The organism is Microbacterium hibisci, assembly GCF_015278255.1.
In the GTDB taxonomy this organism is placed as follows: domain Bacteria; phylum Actinomycetota; class Actinomycetes; order Actinomycetales; family Microbacteriaceae; genus Microbacterium; species Microbacterium hibisci.
On sequence record NZ_JADIJC010000006.1, the window covers coordinates 85,447 to 106,007 of the forward strand.

Below are 20,561 nucleotides of genomic sequence, written 5' to 3' on the forward strand. Positions count from 1 at the left end.
GCGGCTCAGCCGCGGACGGGCGCGGACTCCTCGATCAGCTGCAGCAGCTGCGCCGCCACGCTGACTGCGATCGTGGCCGGCTGCTTGCCGGCCACGTCGGGCAGGCCGATCGGCGTCGTGACCCGGGCGAGGGCGGTGGCGTCGTGTCCGGCATCCGTCAGCCGTGCGCGGAAGCGCGTCCACTTCGAACGCGAGCCGATGAGGCCGATCGAGGCGACACCGTCGGTGCGCAGCGCCTGGTCGACGACCGCGAGATCTTCGGCGTGGTCGTGGGTCATCACGAGCACGTGGGTGCCCGCCGGGACCTCGCGCAGCACCGCCTCGGGCACCGGCGCGTGGTGCACCTCGAGGCGCGCCACCGCGTCGGCGAGCGGGCCCGGTGCGCCGTCCACGCCGAGCCGCGCCGGATCGAGCATCGCGGCTCGCGAGTCGACGAGATGCAGGTCGAGGTGCTGGCGGGCGAGGATCCGCGCGAGCTCGAGCCCCACGTGCCCGATGCCGAACACCGCGACCGACGGCACCACCCGCACCGGCTCCAGCAGGAGCGTGACCTCACCTCCGCAGCACTGCACGCCGTACTCGGTGGACTCCTTGTCGCTGAGGGTGAGCGTGAGCAGCTCGGGCTCGGCGGTGCCCGAGGCCAGCATTCCCCGCGCGTGGGCGACGGCGGTGGCCTCGAGGTTGCCGCCGCCGATCGTCTCAAAGACCTCGTCGGGTGCGACGACCATCTTCGCCCCGCCGTTGCGCGGCGCGTGCCCGCGCACCATCGCGAGCGTCACGATCACCGCGGGAGTGCGCGCGTCGCGCAGCCGCCTCGCCGCGTCGAGCCAGTCCATGGCCTCAGCGGTCCGTCGTGAGGATGCCGGGCTCGGTCGCGTCAGGCTCCCGCGCGCCGGTCCGCGTGGCGTCGGGCTCACCCGGGCCGGGCTCGGTCGCGCCCGGTTCGCCGGAGGGGTGGACGGATGCCGGTGGCTCGGCACCCGCCGCGTGCTCACCGCCGACCCTCCCGCCGCCGTCGGGCCCGGGCGTCTGCTCGGCGCCCGCCCCTCCGAGCGCGCCCGCACCACCGCCGATCGTCCCTCCGCCGTCGGGCCCGGGCGTCTGCTCGACGCCCGGCCCTCCCCGCGCCCCCGTGCCGATCAGCACGCCCGCGCCCGCACCACCGCCGACCGTCCCGTCGCCGTCCTGCGAGACGCCGTGCGGCGAGGTCTCGCGCTCGCCCTCCCCACCTCGCGAGCCCTCGAGACCAGCCGTGCCCTCGAGACCAGCCGTGCCCTCGAGACCAGCCGTGCCCTCGGATCCCGCGCGCCCCGCCCCCGACACCCCGTGCCCGCCCGGCGCGCCGGGCCCGGCATCCGCATCCCGCGCCGCCTCGATCGCCCAGAACACCGCCTCGGGTGTCGCCGGCGATGCGAGCTCGACGCTGCGCCCCTCCGGCCCGAACGCGCCGACCGCCTGCCGCAGCGCCTCACGGACGCTGAGCGCGAGCAGCAGCGGCGGCTCGCCGACGGCTTTCGAGCCGTACACGGCGCCGTCCTCGCGGGCGTTCGCGAACAGCCGCACGTGGAACTCCTCGGGCATCTCGGAGAAGCTCGGCAGCTTGTACGTGCTCGCCGACGGCGTCTGCAGCCGGCCGCGGGTCGGTCCGTCGCCGGTGTCCCACCGCAGCTCCTCGAGCGTCAGCCAGCCGACGCCCTGGACGAATCCGCCCTCGATCTGCCCGATGTCCAGCTGCGGCGACAGCGAATCACCGACGTCGTGAACGATGTCGACCCGGCGCAGGCGCGATGCGCCGGTGAAGCCGTCGACCTCCACCTCGGACGCCGCGGCGCCGTACGCGAAGTACTTGAACGGCGAGCCCTGCTGGGTCTCGGCGTCCCAGTGCAGCCCCTCGGTGCGGTAGTAGCCCGCCGCGAACAGCTGCACGCGCTGCAGGTACGCCTCGGCGACGACCTCGGCGAAGGCGAGCCGCGGCCCGCCGCCCCCCACCGTGAACACCTGGCCGCCCGCGAATCGCACGTCGCGGGCGTCCGCGTCGAGCAGGCGCCCGGCGACGGCCGCCAGCCGGCCCCGGATCTCCTCGCACGCGAGCTTGACCGCGCCGCCGTTGAGGTCGGCGCTCGACGATGCGGCCGTCGCGGAGGTGTTGGGCACCTTGTCGGTGCGCGTGGGCGCCAGTCTCACGCGACCCAGCTCGACGCCGAGCGCGGTCGCGGCCACCTGCAGCATCTTCGTGTGCAGGCCCTGCCCCATCTCCGTGCCGCCGTGGGTGATGAGCACCGAGCCGTCCTTGTAGACGAGCACCAGCGCCCCCGCCTGGTTGAACGACGTGAAGGTGAACGAGATGCCGAACTTCACCGGCGTCATCGCCAGTCCCCGCTTGCGGTCGCGGTGCGCGGCGTTGAACCGCTCGATCGCGCGCCGGCGCTCGTCGAACGCCGAGCCTTCCCGCACCTGAGCCCAGATCGCGGGCATCCGCTGGGCGTCCTTCACGGGCTGTCCGTAGGGCGTCGAGTGCCCTGGGCGGTAGAAGTTCCGCTCGCGCAGCTCGGCGGGGTCGATGCCGAGCAGCGGTGCCGCGCGCCCCAGGATGTCTTCGATGAGGAACGCGCCTTGCGGCCCACCGAAGCCGCGGAACGCGGTGTTCGACGGCTTGTGGGTCTTCGCGACGCGCCCGTGGGCGCGGAAGTGCGGGATCCAGTAGGCGTTGTCGACGTGGCACAGGGCGCGGCCCATCACCGGCTCGGAGAGGTCGAGGCTCCAGCCGCCGTCCGAGGTGAGCGTGGCATCGAGCGCCTGCAGCCGGCCCTCCGCGTCGAATCCGGCGAGCCACGCCATGTGGAAGGGGTGCCGCTTGCCCGTCATCGTGATGTCCTGCGTGCGGTTCAGCCGCAGGCGCACGGGTCGACCGGTGATCTTGGCGCCGAGGGCCGCGATCGCGGCGAGTCCATGGGGCTGCATCTCCTTGCCGCCGAAGCCGCCGCCCATGCGCAGGCACTCGACGGTCACCGCACTCGACGCGACGCCGAGCACGTGCGCGACGATCTCCTGCGTCTCGGAGGGGTGCTGCGTCGAGCTCTCCACGAAGTAGCGCCCGTCCGGCTCGCGCACGGCGAAGGCCGCGTGGGTCTCGAGTGAGAAGTGCTCCTGCCCGCCGACCTCGCTCACCCCCTCGAAGACGAAGGCCGAGGACGCGAGAGCGGATGCCGCATCCCCGCGCGCGATCGTGCGCGCCACGCCCTGGAACGACTCGGCGTCGATCGCCTCCTGCACCGTGAGGATCGACGGCAGCGGCTCGTAAGACACCGTGACCGCCGCAGCGCCTCGGCGTGCGGCATCCGGTGTCTCTCCCAAGACCCACGCCAGGGCGTGCCCGTGGAACATCGCCTCGGCCGGGAAGAGCGGCTCGTCGTTCTTGACGCCGGCGTCGTTGACGCCGGGCACATCGCCGGCCGTGAGCACATGGATGACTCCCGGCACGTCGTCCGCCGGCGCGACGTCGAGCGTCACGAGGGCGTGCGCGACGGTCGACTGGACCGGCCACGCCGTGAGCACGCCATGCGTCCGCGCAGCGAGGTCGTCGGTGTACATCGCGGCGCCGGTCACGTGCAGGGCGGCGCTCTCGTGCACCACCGTGCGGCCGACCACGGGGTCGTCGGGACGGTCGGCGAGAGAGCTCATGCCGTCGCCTCCGCGTCTTCGTCGCCGGCGGCGAAGAGCGCCGGCAGGGCGGTGCCGAGCATGCGCGCGCGATATGCGGCGCTCGCGCGGTGGTCGTCGAGCGGGGTTCCCTCCCGTTCGAGGACGACGGATGCCGCAGCCGCCGTCTCCGCCGTCCACGGCCGGCCCACCAGCGCTTCTTCGGTCGCGGAGGCGCGGATGGGGGTCGCGGCCACGCCGCCGAGTCCGATCCTCGCGTCGCTGATCACGCCGTCGTCGAGGTCGAGCGCGACCGCGACCGCGACCGACGAGACGTCGTCGAACCGCCGCTTGGTCGCCTTGTGGAACCCGCAGACGTCGGGCGCGCCGAGCGGGATCCGCACGGCGCGGATGAGCTCGTCGTGCCGCCGCACCGAGGCGCGATAGCCGGTGAAGTAGTCGGCGAGGTCGACCTCGCGCTCGCCGGCGTCGGCCGAGACGAGCACGACGCGCGCCCCGAGCGCGAGCAGCACCGGCGCGGCGTCGCCGATCGGCGAGGCGGTGCCGAGGCTCCCGCCGAGGGTCGCGCGGTTGCGGATGAGGCGCGAGGCGAACTGCGGCATCAGCTCCGGTAGCAGCGGCACCCGGTGATCCAGCCGCTGCTCGAGCTCGGTGAGCGTCAGACCGGCGCCGATCTCGAGTGAGCCGTCCACTTCCTCCAGCGTCCGCAGCTCGGCCAGGCGGTCGATCGCGACGACGACGGGCGCGCGGGCGGCGCGCAGGTTCACGTCGACGCCCCAGTCGGTCGAGCCGGCCACGGCGACGGCCTCGGGCTCGTCGCGCAGCAGCCGCAGCGCCTCGTCGAGCGTCTCGGGCCGCACGAACCGCGCGGTGCCGTCGTGCACGTCCGTGGCGACGGCCGGCGGCGCCGGTGCGGCCGACCGGCTCCGCAGGGGGTCGTCGTCCTGCGGCATCCCGAGCGCGTACGCCGCATCGCGGATCGGGCGGTACCCCGTGCACCGGCATAGGTTGCCGCCGATCGCGTGCAGGTCGAAGCCGTTCGGCCCGCGCTCGGGCGAGGCCTCCTGCGGCGCGCGATCGGGGCGGTAGAACTCCGCGGCCATCGCGCACGCGAAGCCGGGGGTGCAGTAGCCGCACTGCGAGCCTCCCCCTGCCGCGAGCTCCTCCTGCACGGGATGCAGCGCCTCGGGCGATCCGAGGCCCTCGGCCGTGACGACCTCCTGCCCGTCGAGCGCGTGGACCGGGACGAGGCAGGCGTTGACCGCGGTCCACGTCGTGCCGCCGCCGTCCGCCGCGGTGGACACCAGCACGGCGCACGCGCCGCACTCGCCTTCGGCGCAGCCCTCCTTCGCACCGGTGAGCCCGATGCCCCGCAGCCAGTCGAGCGCGGTGGCGTGCGCCACCGTGCCGGCGAGCGGGACGACCCGCCCGTTGACTGTCACAGCGGTGTCACGGTTGGTGCGGATGCCCGGAGTCTACGCCGCGCCCCCGCGCGTGCAAGGTGCGCCGCGACACCCCTGGACAGGCCCCGCGCACAAGAGGATCGTGAGCGTGGGGACACACACTGGGAGGCTGTCATGTTCACACCCAACCGCGCTTTCTCGAGCTTCGCCGTGCCCGACGTCGAGCAAGCCGCCACCTTCTACCGCGACACGCTGGGGCTCGACGTCACCGTCTACGACGACATGGGCGGCGGTCTCACGATCGCGTTGCCCGGAGGGGGCACCGTCTTCGTCTACCCGAAGCCGGACCATGAGCCGGCCGTCTTCACGGTCCTGCACTTCGATGTGGACGACGTCGACGCGACGGTGGACGACCTCAACGGCCGTGGCGTCGTGACGAAGATCTACACCGACCCCGACTACGGGACCGACGAGAAGGGGATCTCGCGCGGCTTCGAGGGCGGGCCCGACATCGCGTGGTTCAAGGACCCCGCCGGCAACGTCATCGCCGTGGGCCGCATGGAGCCGCAGATGATGGGCGACAGCTGACGATGAAGGAGACGGATGCCGCGGGCTGCGGCATCCGTCATCGCTGAAGTCGTCGGGTCCGCAGTCAGGGGAGCGCGGGCCAGCCGTCGGGACCGAGCGAGCCCGCCGCGTACTCCTCGAGCGGTACCTCGCCCGCACGCCACGCGGCGAGCACGGGGTCGACGATGCGCCACGACTCCTCGGCGGCGTCGCCGCGCACCGAGAGGATGGCGTCGGCGTCGAGGATGCCGGAGAGCACCTCGCCATAGGCCTTCAGAGCACCCTCGCCGAGGTCGGCCCCGATGGTGGCGCGCTCGAGCTCGAACGGGTCGTCGCCGCCGTTGACGTTCAGCTCGAGGTCCATGTGGTCGGGGCCGAGCGAGAAGCGCAGCACCGATCCCGGCGCCGGTCCGGTCAGGCCGTCGGGCACGTGGTTGACGCGGCGGAAGGTCACGACGACCTCGCCCTTCTTCTCGGGGAGGGCCTTGCCCGAGCGCAGCCGGAATGGCACGCCCGCCCAGCGGTCGGTGACGACCTCGCACACGAGCTCGGCGAGCGTCTCGGTGTCGCGCGTCGGGTCGACGCCCTCCTCGTCGGCGTAGGCGGGGAGCGCCCGCTCGCCCACCGTGCCCGCCGTGTAGCGGGCACGCCTCGACGCTCGCGCCGGGTCGTCGCCCCACACCCGCGTGGCCCGCAGCACGGCCGAGGTCGCATCGCGGAAATCGCGCTCGTGCAGGGTGGCGGGCGGTTCCATCGCGACGATCGCCATCACCTGCAGCAGGTGGCTCTGGATCATGTCGGCAAGGGCGCCCGCCTTGTCGTAGTAGCCGGCACGACCCTCGAGGCCGAGGCTCTCGTCGTACCGGATGACCACCGACTCGATGTCCTGTGCGCGCCACACCGGTGCGAAGACGCGATTCGCGAACCGCACGCCCAGCAGGTTGAGGGTCGTCGAGCGCCCGAGGAAGTGGTCGATGCGGAAGACCTGCTCCTCGGGCACCAGACGCGCCACCGTCGCGTTGAGCTCGCGCGCGGTGGCCTGGTCGATGCCGAACGGCTTCTCGAGGGCGAGCACGGTGCCCGCCGGGATCTCGAGGGTGACGAGCGCCTCGCACGCGGCCTTCGCGACGGCGGGCGGCACGGCGAAGTACAGCGCGAGGCGACCGTCGTGGTCGGCGAGAAGGCGGCGAAGATCGGCGGGGTCGGTGATGTCGGCGCGCTCGTAGGTCGTGTCGGCGACCGCCTCGAAGGCCGTGCCGTTGCCGCCGGCTTCGAAGGAGCGCCGCACCGTCTCGCGCCACCGCGCGTCGTCCCAGTCCTCCCTCCCCGCCCCGCGCAGCCGCACGCGGCGGTGCGGCTCGAGCGTGAGCAGCTGGGCCAGAGCGGGCAGCAGCAGTCTCGACGTCAGGTCGCCCGTGGCGCCGAGGATCAGAAGCGTGGTCTCCGCCGACATGGCCCCACGGTATCGGCGCGGGTCCGCCCGGGGGAGGGCCTGGCGGCGGGGCTCATCGTGTGCAAACGGGCACCCCGCCCGGGTCGGCTCCCGGCCGGGACGGGTGACTCCTGTGCCGGGCGCGACCGCTTGTCAAGGCCGGAGGCTCTCCGGGCGGCGCCACGTACGCTCGCGAGTGGTGGGGGATGACACCGAGGAGGATCGCACGATCGTGGAGGCAACTCAGCAGCGTCTCGTCGGCCGGATTCCGGAGGGCTGCTGATGCGCGGCGGTGAAGAGCACCACGACAGGTCGCTGATCACGCCGGGGGCCGCTTTCGACGAGGTCTCGGCACGGGCGCTGAAGGACGCCGCCGCGCTCGAGGGGTTCGGCATCGACATCCCGTCCACCATCGACTGGTGCGTGCGAGTCGGTCGCGGTGCGCCGCTGGCAGGTGCCGGCGACACCGCGGCGCTGTGGGATCTGCTGGCCGCGACCGCGTGCCGCGACGTCGCGGCAGCCCGCGTGCTCGAGCCTCACCTCGATGCGCTGGGCATCCTCCGGCAGGCGGGCACCGACCTCGGGGCGGGCAGCGATCCCTGGCGGGCGGCCGACATCGGCGCCGACGCGGACTCGTCGTGGGGCGTCTTCGCTGCAGAGGGTCCGGGCGTACGCGTCGACGCGCACGAGACCCCGGCCGGCTGGACGCTGAGCGGCACGAAGCCGTGGTGCTCGCTCGCCACCCACCTGTCTCACGCCCTCGTGACGGCGTTCGTGGGTGACCAGCGGCGGCTGTTCGCCGTCGCACTGCGCGGACCGGGTGTGCGCCCACACGACGGGCCCTGGGTGGCGCGCGGCCTGCCCGACATCGTCAGCGCTCCCGTCGACTTCGATGGCGCCCCAGCGGTCCCCATCGGCGACATCGGCTGGTATCTCACCCGCCCGGGCTTCGCATGGGGGGCGATGTCGGTCGCCGCGTGCTGGTGGGGCGGCGCCCGCGGGATCCGCGAAGCCCTGCGCGGCGCGGCCTCGTCGGAGCGCGCCGATCAGGTCGCGCTGGTGCATCTCGGACGGACGGATGCTGCGCTCTGGGCTGCGCGTGCGGCGCTGCGCGAGGCAGCCGAGCTCGTGGACGACGGGGCTCGCATAGATCAGAAGCTGCTGGCCGAGCGCGTGCGCGGCGCGGTGGTGCATGCGGCCGGCACGGCGCTCGCCGAGGCCGACGCGGCGCTCGGCCCCGGCCCGCTCGTGTCGGACCCGGCCTACGCGCGCCGGGTCGCCGACCTGCACCTGTACCTCCGGCAGCATCACGGCCTGCGCGACGCCGCCCGACTCGGGCGGCTCGTCGTCGAGAGCGGGGCGGACTGCTGATGGCCGGGTTCAGCCACCTCGACGCCGGAACGCCCGAGACGCTCTGGCGCGATGAACTCGCACGGCGCGAGCTCGACCCCCTCGACCCGCAGTTCGACCTTCTCGTCGTGGTGGCGGCCCACCCCGACGACGAGACCCTCGGCGCCGCCGGGCTGATGCGCCGGGCGTCGGAGACGGGTGCGCGCGTCGTCGTGATCATCGCGACCGACGGCGAGGCATCCCACCCCCGCTCGGTGACCCACGATCGGGCGACGCTCGCGCGACGGCGGCGGGACGAGGTGCGCGACGCCGTCGAAGTGCTCGCGCCCGACGCCGAGCTCCGATTCCTCGGCCTTCCTGACGGCGGTCTCGACCGCAACCGCGGCGAGCTGCGCGAGCGCCTTGGCGCGACCTTCGACCAGCACCGCTGGGTCGAGTCGTCCCGGGTGCTGGTCGCCGTTCCGTGGTCGGGCGATCGGCACCGCGATCACCGCGTCGCCGCGGAGGTGGCGAGCACGATCGCCGGTCAACGCCGGCTCGCTCTGCTGGAGTACCCGGTGTGGGGGTGGCACTGGGGCACGCCCGACGACCTGCCCTGGGAGCGGATGGTCGCGCTCGAGCTCACCGCCGAGGAGCGTCGCGCGAAGCGCGACGCCGTCGCCCGCCACCTCACCCAGATCGCCCCCCTCTCCGACCGGCCGGGCGACGAGGCGCTGCTGCATGCGGGCATGCAGGAGCACTTCGACCGCGAGGTCGAGGTCTTCGTCGCTCCTGCGCCGGACGACGACCCGGAGCAGACTCTCGACGCACGGTGGTTCGACGAGTTCTACCGTCGCAACGGCGACGACCCGTGGGGCTTCGAGACGCGCTGGTACGAGGAGCGCAAGCGGGCGCTGCTGATGGCGGCGCTGCCGTCGCGTGAGCTGGGGAGCGTGTTCGAGATCGGCTGCGCGACGGGACTGCTCACGGCGCAGCTCGCGGATCGGGCGCAGAACGTGATGGCGATGGATGCCGCGACCCCGGCGGCGACGGCGGCCCGCTCCCGTCTCGAGGGACGGCGCGACGTGGCTGTACGGCAGGGCAGCGTTCCGGGGGACTGGCCGGACGGGCGATTCGACACCATCGTCCTGTCGGAAGTCGGATACTACCTGTCGCCGGACGATCTGCAGCGCACCTGCGCCCTGATCGAGGCCTCCCTCTCCGATGACGGATGCCTCGTCGCCTGCCACTGGCGGCACCCCGTGGCTGAGCACCCGCAGACGGGCGATGCGGTGCACGAGGCCCTCCGCGGCGTCGCCGCGTGGGAGACGATCAGCCTGCACACCGAGAAGGACTTCGTGCTCGAGGTCTTCGCCCGCCGCGGTGTGCAGTCGGTGGCGGAGCGAGAGGGGCTGGTGTGAGCCCCGCGGAGGCTGAGGCCATCGTCGTCGTCGTGCCGGTCCGCGACGAGCAGCTCCTGCTCGAGAAGTGCCTGTCGGCGCTCGCGGCAGCGGTGACGGCCGCCTCGAACGCCGGCATCCGCACCGAGGTGCGCGTCGTGCTCGACAGGTGCACCGACGCGTCCGGGCAGATCGCCGCGGCCTTCCCCTTCCCCACACTCACCTCCGACGCGGGGCGGGTCGGCGTCGCGCGGGCGATCGGCGTCTCGGATGCGCTGCAGGCGCTGGCCGGGATCCCGATCGACCGCGTCTGGATCGCGAACACGGATGCCGATTCCCGCGTGCCGACCGGATGGCTCACGCACTTCCGCACGATCTCGCGGATCGCGGACGTCTGCGTGGGCACCGTGCGCCCCGACTTCGACGACCTCTCCCCGGCGCAGAGAGCGCTCTGGCTGCGCACCCACCCCTTCGGCGAGCCCAATGGGCACGTGCACGGCGCCAACCTCGGGGTGAGCGCTCGCGCGTATCTCGCCGCCGGCGGCTTCGCGGCGCTCGGTGAACACGAAGACGTCGATCTCGTCGCCCGCTGCCGCAACCACGGCGCCGTGGTGGTGGCGAGCGACGTGGCCGAGGTGCTCACGTCCGGCCGCCGTACCGGACGCACTCCCGGCGGCTATGCGCGCTACCTGCGTGAGCAGGCGGCGGATCTCGCGCTCCACGCCTCGCCCGGCGGGGTACTGACCGCGCTCGACGACAGCCGACCGTGCGGTGCCCCCGCCGCGTCGTGACCGGGGGTGCCGGAAGCCAGGCGAGCGGCGTGCTATGGTGGTATGTCCCCTCTGGGAGCGCGCGTCCGTCTCTCTGCCTCATCGTGGAGACGCAGACCTGGACGCCTGACACATCAACCGCGGCTTCTGCACGCCGCCCGTCGCGAACGCTCTCATCGCTTCGCGCACCTCGAACGAAACACATGATCATGCATCTCCCCACGCCGGCACTCGCCTGGCGCCAGGCCGACGACGACGTCTACGTCGCGACGCGTGGCGACGAGTACGCCGGCTTCATCGACGTGACGCCGCAGGGCTTCCGCGCCCACGGCGCCCGCGGCGAGGACCTCGGCCGCCACGCGACGCCGGACCTCGCCCGCGCGGCGGTCGCGGCATCCGTCATCTCATCGACGCCCGCGTCGACCCTCCACCGTCCGCACCGCACACGCAGGCGCGGCACCCCTGGTCGCTCGAGCGGCCCGAAGAATAGGAAAGACACGATGGCCACTGGCACCGTGAAATGGTTCAACTCTGAGAAGGGCTACGGCTTCATCGCACCCGATGACGGCTCGGCCGATCTCTTCGCACACTTCAGTGCGATCACCGGCGAGGGCTTCAAGGAGCTCCGCGAAGACCAGAAGGTCGAATTCGACGCCGAGCGTGGCCCCAAGGGCATGCAGGCGGCGAACATCCGCCCGCTCTGATCGCACGCACCAGCGCCCGCACCGGCTTCGGCCGGGGCGGGCGCTTCTGCTTCCTGAGCATCGCCGGAGAGTCCCGACGTATGCCGTCCGCGGGATGCGCCGACACGTAGCCTGGGGGCAGCGATGGGCAACCGCCTCTGGCTTTTCGACGGCCGAACGGTCCCCACCGGAACTGGTGCATCATCTCCTCCACCGCCCTCGAGCCGCGGCTCGGTCCCGTCCGTCAGACGTACGCCGGCACCGCGGAGTTCCCGCCCATGGCGCGCGCGTACACCGAGGTCTCGCAGGTCGTCCGCGAGAGCGGTCTGCTCCGGCGCACTCCCTGGTTCTACGGAATCGTGGGTGTCGTCCTCGCGCTGGGCTTCGGCGGCGCGATCACCGGCTTCGTGCTGCTCGGCCACAGCTGGTTCCAGCTGCTGATCGCCGGCGCGCTCGGCATCCTCTTCACGCAGGTCGCCTTCCTGGGGCATGAAGCCGCCCATCGGCAGATCCTCGCCTCGGGACCGGGGAACGACCGCCTCGCCCGCATCCTCGCCAGCGGCATCGTGGGCATCAGCTACTCGTGGTGGACGTCCAAGCACACGCGCCATCACGCCAACCCCAACCGGGTCGGCAAGGATCCCGACATCGAGGTCGACACCATCTCCTTCCTGGATGCCGACGCCGCCCAGGCCCGCGGCATCCGTCGCCTCATCACCCGGCGTCAAGGCTGGCTGTTCTTCCCGCTGCTCACGCTCGAAGGCCTGAACCTCCACTTCCTCGGCGTGCGGCATCTCGTCGGACGCGAGCCCGTCAAGGGGCGCTGGGCCGAGCTCGGGCTCATCGCCGCACGGTTCGCGGTGATCTGGGCGCCGGTCTTCGTCTTCCTCCCCCTGGGCATGGCCTTCGCGTTCCTCGGCGTGCAGCTGGCCGTCTTCGGCCTGTACATGGGGGCGTCGTTCGCGCCGAACCACAAGGGCATGCCCGTCATCGCGAAGGACGCGAAGCTCGACTTCTTCAGCAAGCAGGTGCGCACCTCCCGCAACATCAGCGGGGGCTGGTGGGCGACGTGGCTGATGGGCGGCCTCAACTACCAGGTCGAGCACCACCTCTTCCCCAACATGCCGCGACCGCACCTGGCACGCGCACGCGAGATCGTGATGGATCAGTGCCGCGCGCTCGGTGTTCCCTACACCGAGACGACGCTGTGGCGCTCGTACGGCATCGTCATCGACTACCTCAACCGCGTCGGCCTGGCCGCGCGCGACCCATTCGACTGCCCCGTCGTGGGGGCATACCGCCGGGCGTGAGCCGGTTGCCGCTCGCCGCGCCCGACGTGCTGATGCTGCGCCGGCTGTCGAGGAGCCCAGTGGTCAGGGGAGCTCCCGGCGACGCTTCCGCTCCTCCACGAGGGCATCCCGGAGCGCCCAGACATCGGCGACGGGTCCGATGTGCTCCAGCTTTTCGGGGTTCACGATGGTGCGGACGGTCTGGATCCGCCCGTCGAGGACGTCGAGGCCGATGATCGCGGCGATCTTCCCGTCAGGTGTGCGGTAGATCGCCCCCGGCTGTCCGTTCACGTCGTGCAGCTCCGCCACCACTCCGGAGTCCAGCAGCAGCGGAGAGAAGCCGCTGATCATCCGGGCGACGTTGTCGGCCCCCAGGATCGGCCGAGCGAAGGCCGGTCCCTTGCCGCCGCCATCGGCTACGGCCTGCACGTCGGCGGCGAGGAGCTCCTTGAGCCCGTGGACGTCGCCGCTCCGGAACGCGTCGAAGAAGCGGGCCGCCAGTTCCTCGCGCTCGCGGCGATCCGTGTCGAACCTCGGGCGCCCCGCCTCCATGTGCCGACGCGATCGCGCCGCGAGCTGTCGGCACGCCGCCTCCGAGCGGTTCACCGCGGCCGCGATCTCGTCGTAGTCGAATCCGAACACCTCGCGCAGCACGAACACCGCGCGCTCCAGCGGACTCAGGCGCTCCAGGAGCAGCAGGGCTGCCATCGACACGGAGTCGGCGAGCTCCGCCGCGCGCTCCGGATCCTCATAGGGGTCGGTCACGAGGGGCTCGGGGAACCACGGCCCGACGTACGACTCGCGTCGCACCCGGGCCGACCGGAGCACATCGATCGAGATCCGTGTGACCACCGCCGACAGGTACGACTTCACCGACGCCGGTTCGACGTCGGACGCCTCGTATCGCAGCCAGGTGTCCTGGACCGCATCCTCGGCCTCGCTCACGCTGCCGAGGATCCGGTAGGCGATGGCGAACAGCAGCGGCCGCAACTCCACGAAATCATCAGCGCGCGTCATCCGAGCCTCCGTCGGTGCTCACGAGCTCAGCCTGCCATCGCCGCCGCTGCGTCCGCTGTCGCGCGGTCGCTGTGCGACCACCGCACCAGCCCGGGCATGCGCCGCTCCGAGGCGATCGCCGGAAGCATCGCACCGAGCTGTACCCGCTTCATCATCACCGCCGTCCGGCCGGTGAGCGCACGGTCGCTCGCGACATCGTCCCGGTCCGTGAACTGCAGCACCGCCGCGCGGCTGCCCAGGCTCAAGCAACGTGCGACGAAGCCGAGATCGAAGGGCGCGTCGCCGCTGCCGCCCAGGATCTCGTCGCGAAGCAGGTCAGCAGCGTGCGCACCGGAAGGCAGGGCGTACTGGCACGACATGCTGTAGCGCTCGCCCCGCGGTCCCGCCGGGCGTCCGGCTGTTCGACCAGCTGCCGCAGCTCCCGCTGCGGCTCGACCCGACGCGCGTTCTGACGTCGAAGCGGATCACGCACATCCGCTACGACGTGCTGCGGTGACCACCCGTGCGCGGGAGCCTGCGGAAAGCGGCCCGATACGGTGGGGTCATGCCGGATTCGCTCGCGATGTCCGCCGCCATCCTCGTCACGGCCGTGGTGCTCGTCGGCGCCGGGGCGTTGATGCTCTGGCTCGCGCGGCGCGGCGCCGACGGAACGCTGGCGCGGAATCAGCTCGTCGGCGTGCGCACGGCGCTGACGCTGTCGTCGGATGCCGCCTGGCACGCCGGGCAGCGCGCTGCGGCGCCGAGGATCACGGTCGCGGGGTGGGGCGCGATCGGCGGCGGTGTCGCGCTGGTCGTGCTCGCGCTCGTCGCGCTGCCGTTCCAGGTCGCCATGACCGCGTACTGCCTCCTCGCCTTCGGCAGCGCCGCGTGGCTGCTGGCGTGGGTGGTGGCGGCGGCCGCACCCGCCCAGCGGGCGGCTCGGGCCGCGGTTGCGTGAGCGCGGCCGCGATGATCGGCTCAGACCGCCCTGACGAGGGGGAACCAGTGTCGATCCCGCAGGAGTGAATCCCCCCGGCCGACGTCGACCCACGTGCCGTCGACGACGGGTGGCTCGTCGGTCGACCAGACCCCGAAGTGGGCGCATGGTGCGGGCCACGGGTACGTCGCGGGCGGATCGGGAACGATGTTGCGCACCGCCCCGACGAAGACGGGCCGCACGCGAGAGCCCGTGACGGCCTCGCTCAGGGCCGCGATGGCGGCCGACCCATCGGCGGGCCCCTCCGCCGTCGCACGGGTGGGGAGGTCGAGCTTCCCGCTGTCCGCGCGCGGGACGCAGAACACGTCATCGCCGAGACGGAGCAGCAGGCGCACGAGGCTCATCGGCTGCGGCGGCTCTCGGCGCTGAACGATCTCGACGCGACTCCCGCTCGGCAGCCACGCAGGGTGCGCCGATTCCGCGAGGATCCGCTCGACATCGACCACCTGGTCGGCCGCGGGATCCGGCATCGGCCGGCCTACCAGATGGTGCCGCCTCCGACCGAGATGCCGGCCCACGTCAGCGCGATGAAGATGCCGGCGAAGACGACCGGCGCGATGCCCTTGCCGCTGCGGGCGAGGCCCTTCAGCAGGGCGATCACCGCGAGCACCGCGGCGACGATCGAGAGCCCACCGCCGAGGATGAGCCCGATGAACAGCGGGATCGGCATGAGGAGGAGGCCGGCCAGCGCGCACCAGAAGGCGGCCCAGGCGGTCGGGTTGGAGCGTCGTTCGACAGGAGCAGACATGGGCCCATTATCCCGTGTCGGTGGCGCGCGCCCCTGAGACGCCGCGCAGAGGCCGGCGGGCGGCTCCTCGGGCCCGGGCGCTGACGGACGTCAGGCGCCGGTGCGGGCCTTGCGTCGCTCGATCAGACCACGGGTGATCCATGCCGCCGCGGCACCGAACACGACCACAACGGTCGCGACCGACGACCAGACCGGCTGCAGGTTGGAGAGCACCAGGAGTCCCGCCAGGAGGAACAGCAGACCGCCCAGCAGGTACCCGTGCCACGTCGTCATGCCCACACCCTAACCCGACCCGTGCGTCGCCCGGATGCGTGTGGCATGGTTATCGCGGGGAAGGTCGCACCGGTGCAAGGTGCGCTGGTCTGCGGCCATCTGGGGAGAAAAAATGAAGAAGAGAATGGGTATTCGTGGTGCCATCGCGGCCGCAGCGGCGTTGCTGCTGCTGAGCGCCGGCACCGTCGCCCACGCGAGCGATGTCACCGTTACGGCGGTGGTGGACGCCACAGCTCCGAACGGAGCTGTCATCCTCGAGCCTGGGGAGTCCACAGAAGTCACCGTCAACCTCGCCGTCACCGGCAACCAAGTCGGAACAGCGACGTTCAAGGTGTACACGAAGTGGACGCTGACGGCTGGCGGATTCGTGGGATCGGAGCCGACGCAGCGCACCGTCAGCCCGCAGAGCGGTGGAACGACCAGTTCTTACACCGTTTCCGCAGTGGTTGAGGTCGCGGAGGGCGTGGCGCCCCAGGCGTACATCCTCACGGTGGGGGTGTTCGACATCGTGAATTCCAATCAGACCGGCGCGAAGCTCGCCGCCGGTGACAAGGCGACGTACACGGTGACCGTGCCCGAGGTCGCGCCACCCACAGACAGCACGCCGCCGTCGATCGAGCCGGTGCTCGACCCGTCGGCTCCTGACGGATCGAACGACTGGTACAAGAGCGACGTCAGCCTGAGCTGGACGGTCAGCGATCCCGACAGCAGCGTCACCACCACCGGGTGCGAGCCCACCATCATCACGGTCGACCAGTTCGCCACCGACTACACCTGCACCGCCACCAGCGCAGGCGGCACCGCCTCGCAGACCGTCACGATCAAGCGCGATGGAACCGCGCCCCAGATCGAGTGGGTCGGCGGACCGAGCGAGGGCGCCGAGTACTACTTCGGCTCCGTGCCGGCTGAGCCGACGTGTGAGGCGACGGACGCCACCTCGGGCATCGACGGTGACGGCTGCGTCGTCTCGGGGTACAGCGCCGCGGTCGGACCCCATGAGCTCGCCGCGACTGCCACAGATCTCGCTGGGAACAAGGCCGGGCAGACCGTCGACTACGAGGTGCTGGCGTGGACGCTCAAGGGCTTCTACCAGCCGGTCGACCTGGGCACGCTCAATGTCGTGAAGAGCGGATCGACGGTTCCCCTCAAGTTCGAGGTCTTCGCCGGCGAGACCGAATTCACCGACGTCTCGGCGATCGACACCTTCAAGGTCGGCGTCATCGACTGCGGCAGCCTCACCGGGGTGCCCACCGACGACATCGAGCAGTACTCGACCGGTGCGACCGTCCTGCGGTACGACACCACCGGCGGACAGTTCATCCAGAACTGGCAGACGCCCAAGGGCAAGGCGGGCAGCTGCTACCAGGTGAAGCTCGTCACAGACGACGGCTCGGCGCTGACGGCCAACTTCCGACTGAAGTAGCCGCCGGTCGCGCGCGCGGCGGGTCGGGGTGGTGCCCCGCTCACCGCGTGCGTTCGCCCCGAGTCACACACCACGCAGGAAGGCGGATGCCTCGACCCGGCGCAGCGCGCGGGTCGAGGCATCCGCCATCTGCGTCAGCCGGCGAGCGCCTCGGAGAGCTTCACGCGAGCGCCCATGCGCAGCAGCGAGTTCTCGTAGATGCGCGCGCCGATGAGGATGGCCGCGACGCACGTCGCCACCAGGATCGCGAGCGACACGAGCGGCTCCCACCACTGCGCCTCGCCGAGGAAGATGCGCATCGGCATGCCGACCGGGGCCGAGAACGGCACGTACGACATGATCCCGAGGACCAGCGGATTGTCGTTGAAGAAGATCACCAGGAAGTACGGCGCCATGATGAGCATCGTGAGCGGCGTCGTGGTGGATCCGACGTCCTCCATGCGCGAGACCATCGACGCGGCTGCCGCGAACAGCGCGGCCAGCAGGATGAACCCGAAGAGGAAGAACACCGCGAACCAGGCGATCGGGCCCCCGAGCCCCTTCAGCAGCTCCGTCTGATCGGTGACGGTCAGTCCGACGATCGCGACGGCGGCGAGGATCAGGATCTGACCCATCGCCAGGACCGTGTTGCCGATCACCTTGCCGGCCAGGAGCGACCGAACCGGGATCGCCGAGATCAGCAGCTCGACGACGCGCGTCTGCTTCTCTTCGACGACGCTCTGCGCGATCGTGCCGCCGAACATGGAGGCGGCGAACAGGAAGACGATGCCGAAGCCCAAGGCGGCGATGTAGCCGAGCGCCGCGTTGACGTCGTCGGGCTCGAGCAGTTCCACCGGGGGCAGCTGCGACAGCTGCAGCAGGAGCTGCGTGGGCGCGGAGGACTCCGCGACCACGGCGAAGCCGAGCGGCGAGGAGCTGTCGCCGACGATCGCGGCATCGACGTCGCCGCTGGTGACCAGGTCTTCGGCCGCGGCGCGGTCGGGCACATCGGTGATCTCGAGACCCTCGACGCCCTCGACGTACTGCGAGGCGTCGGTCGTGACCGCGACCGGCGTGCCGCTCGTGCTGGACGCCTGGAAGCCGGCCCAGATCACCAGCGCGAGGGCGCCGAGGAAGAGGATGGCGGTCGAGATGACGAAGGCCTTGCTTCGCAGCTTCGAGCCGATCTCGCGCTCGGCGACGAGCCAGATCGCCTGCCCGCCGCTGAGGGCGGAGCCGCCCCGGCGGTTGTCGACGGTGCTCACTGGATGACCTCCTTGAAGATCTGGGCGAGGGACGGATGCTGCGGCGCGAAGCTCGCGACATCCCCTTGTGCGACGGCCCGGCGCAGCACGCGCTGGGCCGTCTCGTCGCTGTCGGCGTCGAAGACGGCGTAGCCGCCGTCGAAGTCGAGCACCTCGACGCCCTCCTCGGAGCGGAGCCATCCGGCGTCACCCGCCGACACGAGCTCGAAGCGACGTGACGAATGCTGCGCGCGCAGCGCCTCGCGGGCGCCGGCGGCGCGGATCGTGCCGCCCGCGATGATCACGAGGTCGTCGCAGAGGCGCTCGACCACGTCGAGCTGGTGCGACGAGAACAGCACGGCGGTGCCGTCGGCGGCGCGCTGCTGCAGCACGCCCGCCACGACGTCGACCGCGAGCGGGTCGAGGCCCGAGAACGGCTCGTCGAGGATGAGCACCTGCGGGTCGTGCACGAGCGCGGCGGCGATCTGGGCGCGCTGCTGGTTGCCGAGTGAGAGCGTCTCGACGTTGTCGTTCAGGCGCTCCCCGAGTCCGAGCTGCTCGAGGAGCGCGCGGGCGCGGGTCGCGGCATCCGTCTTCGAGAACCCATGCAGGCGCGCGAGGTACACGATGTGCTCGAGCACCTTCATCTTCGGGTACAGGCCGCGCTCCTCGGGCATGTAGCCGAAGCGGCGGCGATCGGCTGCCGTCACCTCGGCGCCGTCGAGCGACACCGTGCCGCCGTCCGCGGCGAGCACGCCGAGCACGATCCGCATCGTGGTGGTCTTGCCCGCGCCGTTGCCGCCCACGAACCCGGTGAGCCGGCCGGGCCGCACGTCGAACGACACGTCGTCGAGCACACGGCGCCCCCCGTAGCTCGTCTCGATACCGCGAAGCTGCAGCATCCCTGTCTCCTCTCGGCCCGGTGATCGAGCCCGTCCCCTTCGACGGTACGGACGCGGGGGCCGTGTGTCCTCCCCCTCGAGACGGACCGCGAGCGCTCCGTCGCGGAGGGGATCGCAGATGAGAGATTTTTCATGCGCCGGAATAGATCTCGGCTCGCTGTGCTTGCATGGGGTGGAACGTCCACGGTGGTCCCCACCGGGGACGCCTTTGTGTGTAGAAGGAGAATCTCAATGTCCGATCGGACCATCGGCTACATCGTCGGCAGCATCTCGTCGACCTCGATCAACCGCAAGCTCGCGAAGGCGCTCGAGCGCCTCGCGCCCGAGGGCACCACGCTCGTCGAGATCCCGATCGCCGACCTCCCCTTCTACTCGCCCGACCACGACGCCGACTTCCCGCAGGTCGCGCGTGACTTCAAGCAGGCCATCGACGACGTCGACGGCGTGATCATCGTGACGCCCGAGTACAGCCGCTCGATCCCGGGCGTGCTCAAGAACGCCCTCGACTGGTCGGCCCGCCCGTGGGGTCAGGGCTCGTTCAACGGCAAGCCGACGGCCGTCATCGGCACGTCGCAGGGCGGCATCGCCACCGCCGCCGCTCAGCAGCACCTCAAGGCGATCCTCAGCCACTACAACGCCCCGACCCTCGGCCAGCCCGAGGGCTACGTGCAGACGACCCCCGGCCTCTTCTCCGACTCGGGCGAGGTCACCAACGACCAGACCGCCGAGTTCCTCATCGGCTACCTCGAGGCGTTCGGCGCCCTGGTAGACCGCTACGCCGCCGTTCCCGTCGCGGCGTAATCCCCCCGGCCCGCCCCTCCCCGGGCGGCCCCTCGTCCGGCCCGTCGCGGGCCGGTCTGTTCCAGCCGATCGGATGCCTCGGCCCGGCGCCCCTCGCGGGCGCGGGGCCGAGGCATCCGTGGTTCTCCCCGCCCCTTCCGCAGTCGCATTCGGCGCGGGATCCCGGGTGGCAGCCGCGACGTGCGACTGCGGAGGCCAGGCACTTCGACGGCGGAGGGCCTCCGCCTTGAGGCGGAGGCGTGGGCCGGGGAGGTGCGGGAGAGTGGGCGCACGGACGTGGGAGCCGGCGACGGCCGGCGGAAGGAGCATGGTGATGGCAGACCTCGACAAGCTGCTGTGGGGAGACCGCAGCGATCCCCGGATCGAGCTGGAGAAGCTGTTCCCGTCCGGCGCCGACGGACGTCTCGCAGGCGCCCGCAGCTGGGCCGCCGGCGTGCTCGCGGCTGCGGATGTGCCGGCCGACGATGAGCTGCGGGTGATCAAGACGCTGCGCGACGCCGAGCCCCGGCTGTCGCTCAAGCCGGCGAGGTACCTCGCCGCACAGCTCGCGCGCTGAGGTGTCGCGACCAGGGTTGCTCGGATCGCGACGCGTTTCGTCTCGCTCGTTCCTCGCTCGCTCAACGGCCGGGTCCCTCGGCTCCCGGCCGTTGAGCGGAGGGCGCTCT

21 protein-coding genes are annotated in these 20,561 nt (G+C 71.9%); 10 read left to right on the top strand and 11 right to left on the bottom strand.

Features of this window, described 5'->3' with window-relative positions; genetic code table 11:
- Positions 1–5: 5 nt before the first annotated feature.
- Genes xdhC through IM770_RS12450 form a run of 3 tightly spaced genes read right to left on the bottom strand, consistent with a single transcriptional unit; the run spans position 6 to position 5,102 of the window.
- A complete protein-coding gene (gene xdhC, locus IM770_RS12440) occupies positions 6–836 on the bottom strand; it encodes a xanthine dehydrogenase accessory protein XdhC (RefSeq protein ID WP_203581470.1) in 831 nt (276 codons plus the stop codon).
- A gap of 4 nt (positions 837–840) precedes the next feature.
- Positions 841–3,681, bottom strand: coding sequence for a xanthine dehydrogenase molybdopterin binding subunit (gene xdhB / locus IM770_RS12445; RefSeq protein ID WP_239066154.1), 2,841 nt, complete (start codon positions 3,679–3,681; stop codon positions 841–843).
- On the bottom strand, positions 3,678–5,102 hold the full coding sequence (locus IM770_RS12450) for a xanthine dehydrogenase small subunit (RefSeq protein ID WP_203581471.1): 1,425 nt from the start codon (positions 5,100–5,102) through the stop codon (positions 3,678–3,680). The genes xdhB and IM770_RS12450 overlap by 4 nt, the downstream gene beginning before the upstream one ends.
- Before the next feature lie 135 nt (positions 5,103–5,237).
- On the opposite strand from IM770_RS12450, the gene IM770_RS12455 reads away from it, so the two are divergent.
- The gene (locus tag IM770_RS12455; RefSeq protein ID WP_203581472.1) at positions 5,238–5,651 is read left to right on the top strand and encodes a VOC family protein; all 414 of its coding nucleotides are present in this window, start codon (positions 5,238–5,240) and stop codon (positions 5,649–5,651) included.
- Between the two features lie 64 nt (positions 5,652–5,715).
- Here IM770_RS12455 and IM770_RS12460 read toward each other — a convergent pair whose 3' ends face one another.
- Positions 5,716–7,083, bottom strand: coding sequence for a glucose-6-phosphate dehydrogenase (locus IM770_RS12460; RefSeq protein ID WP_203581473.1), 1,368 nt, complete (start codon positions 7,081–7,083; stop codon positions 5,716–5,718).
- Positions 7,084–7,344: 261 nt separating this feature from the next.
- Here IM770_RS12460 and IM770_RS12465 point away from each other — a divergent pair, with 261 nt between their 5' ends.
- The 5 genes from IM770_RS12465 (at position 7,345) to IM770_RS12485 (ending at position 12,554) form a co-directional block, all read left to right on the top strand.
- Positions 7,345–8,433, top strand: a complete 1,089-nt coding sequence (locus IM770_RS12465) for an acyl-CoA dehydrogenase family protein (protein WP_239066155.1) — start codon at positions 7,345–7,347, stop codon at positions 8,431–8,433.
- Entirely contained in the window at positions 8,433–9,812 is a 1,380-nt protein-coding gene (locus IM770_RS12470; protein WP_203581474.1) for a bifunctional PIG-L family deacetylase/class I SAM-dependent methyltransferase, read from the top strand. Before IM770_RS12465 ends, IM770_RS12470 begins: the two co-directional genes overlap by 1 nt.
- Positions 9,809–10,582 carry a glycosyltransferase gene (locus IM770_RS12475; RefSeq protein WP_203581475.1) on the top strand — a complete coding sequence of 258 codons (774 nt, stop codon included), beginning with the start codon at positions 9,809–9,811 and terminating at the stop codon, positions 10,580–10,582. The genes IM770_RS12470 and IM770_RS12475 overlap by 4 nt, the downstream gene beginning before the upstream one ends.
- 479 nt (positions 10,583–11,061) lie before the next feature.
- Positions 11,062–11,265 carry a cold-shock protein gene (locus tag IM770_RS12480; protein ID WP_026059428.1) on the top strand — a complete coding sequence of 68 codons (204 nt, stop codon included), beginning with the start codon at positions 11,062–11,064 and terminating at the stop codon, positions 11,263–11,265.
- 182 nt (positions 11,266–11,447) lie between these two features.
- Positions 11,448–12,554, top strand: a complete 1,107-nt coding sequence (locus IM770_RS12485; protein WP_372430675.1) for a fatty acid desaturase family protein — start codon at positions 11,448–11,450, stop codon at positions 12,552–12,554.
- 63 nt (positions 12,555–12,617) lie between these two features.
- On the opposite strand, the gene IM770_RS12490 is transcribed toward IM770_RS12485, so the two are convergent.
- Positions 12,618–13,550: an RNA polymerase sigma-70 factor gene (locus tag IM770_RS12490; RefSeq protein ID WP_203581477.1), complete on the bottom strand. Its 933-nt coding sequence runs from the start codon at positions 13,548–13,550 to the stop codon at positions 12,618–12,620.
- 26 nt (positions 13,551–13,576) lie between these two features.
- Positions 13,577–13,909, bottom strand: coding sequence for a hypothetical protein (locus tag IM770_RS12495; RefSeq protein ID WP_203581478.1), 333 nt, complete (start codon positions 13,907–13,909; stop codon positions 13,577–13,579).
- Positions 13,910–14,094: 185 nt separating this feature from the next.
- Here IM770_RS12495 and IM770_RS12500 point away from each other — a divergent pair, with 185 nt between their 5' ends.
- Entirely contained in the window at positions 14,095–14,487 is a 393-nt protein-coding gene (locus IM770_RS12500) for an SdpI family protein (RefSeq protein WP_203581479.1), read from the top strand.
- 20 nt (positions 14,488–14,507) lie between these two features.
- On the opposite strand, the gene IM770_RS12505 is transcribed toward IM770_RS12500, so the two are convergent.
- The 3 genes from IM770_RS12505 to IM770_RS12515 all read right to left on the bottom strand — a co-directional run bounded on the left by IM770_RS12505 (position 14,508) and on the right by IM770_RS12515 (position 15,547).
- Positions 14,508–14,996, bottom strand: a complete 489-nt coding sequence (locus tag IM770_RS12505; RefSeq protein WP_239066156.1) for an NUDIX hydrolase — start codon at positions 14,994–14,996, stop codon at positions 14,508–14,510.
- 8 nt (positions 14,997–15,004) lie between these two features.
- On the bottom strand, positions 15,005–15,274 hold the full coding sequence (locus IM770_RS12510; protein ID WP_203581480.1) for a hypothetical protein: 270 nt from the start codon (positions 15,272–15,274) through the stop codon (positions 15,005–15,007).
- Between the two features lie 90 nt (positions 15,275–15,364).
- Positions 15,365–15,547 (bottom strand): hypothetical protein, encoded by a 183-nt coding sequence (locus IM770_RS12515; RefSeq protein WP_203581481.1) that lies wholly within the window; start codon positions 15,545–15,547, stop codon positions 15,365–15,367.
- A 112-nt stretch (positions 15,548–15,659) separates the two neighbouring features.
- On the opposite strand from IM770_RS12515, the gene IM770_RS12520 reads away from it, so the two are divergent.
- Positions 15,660–16,970, top strand: a complete 1,311-nt coding sequence (locus IM770_RS12520; protein ID WP_203581482.1) for a PxKF domain-containing protein — start codon at positions 15,660–15,662, stop codon at positions 16,968–16,970.
- Between the two features lie 134 nt (positions 16,971–17,104).
- Here IM770_RS12520 and IM770_RS12525 read toward each other — a convergent pair whose 3' ends face one another.
- Together IM770_RS12525 and IM770_RS12530 are read right to left on the bottom strand one after the other, a co-directional pair.
- Positions 17,105–18,214 (bottom strand): ABC transporter permease, encoded by a 1,110-nt coding sequence (locus tag IM770_RS12525; protein WP_203581483.1) that lies wholly within the window; start codon positions 18,212–18,214, stop codon positions 17,105–17,107.
- Entirely contained in the window at positions 18,211–19,095 is an 885-nt protein-coding gene (locus IM770_RS12530) for an ABC transporter ATP-binding protein (protein WP_203581484.1), read from the bottom strand. Before IM770_RS12530 ends, IM770_RS12525 begins: the two co-directional genes overlap by 4 nt.
- 231 nt (positions 19,096–19,326) lie before the next feature.
- On the opposite strand from IM770_RS12530, the gene IM770_RS12535 reads away from it, so the two are divergent.
- Positions 19,327–19,896 carry an NADPH-dependent FMN reductase gene (locus IM770_RS12535; protein WP_203581485.1) on the top strand — a complete coding sequence of 190 codons (570 nt, stop codon included), beginning with the start codon at positions 19,327–19,329 and terminating at the stop codon, positions 19,894–19,896.
- A gap of 313 nt (positions 19,897–20,209) precedes the next feature.
- Positions 20,210–20,452, top strand: a complete 243-nt coding sequence (locus tag IM770_RS12540) for a hypothetical protein (protein WP_203581486.1) — start codon at positions 20,210–20,212, stop codon at positions 20,450–20,452.
- Positions 20,453–20,561 lie beyond the last annotated feature (109 nt).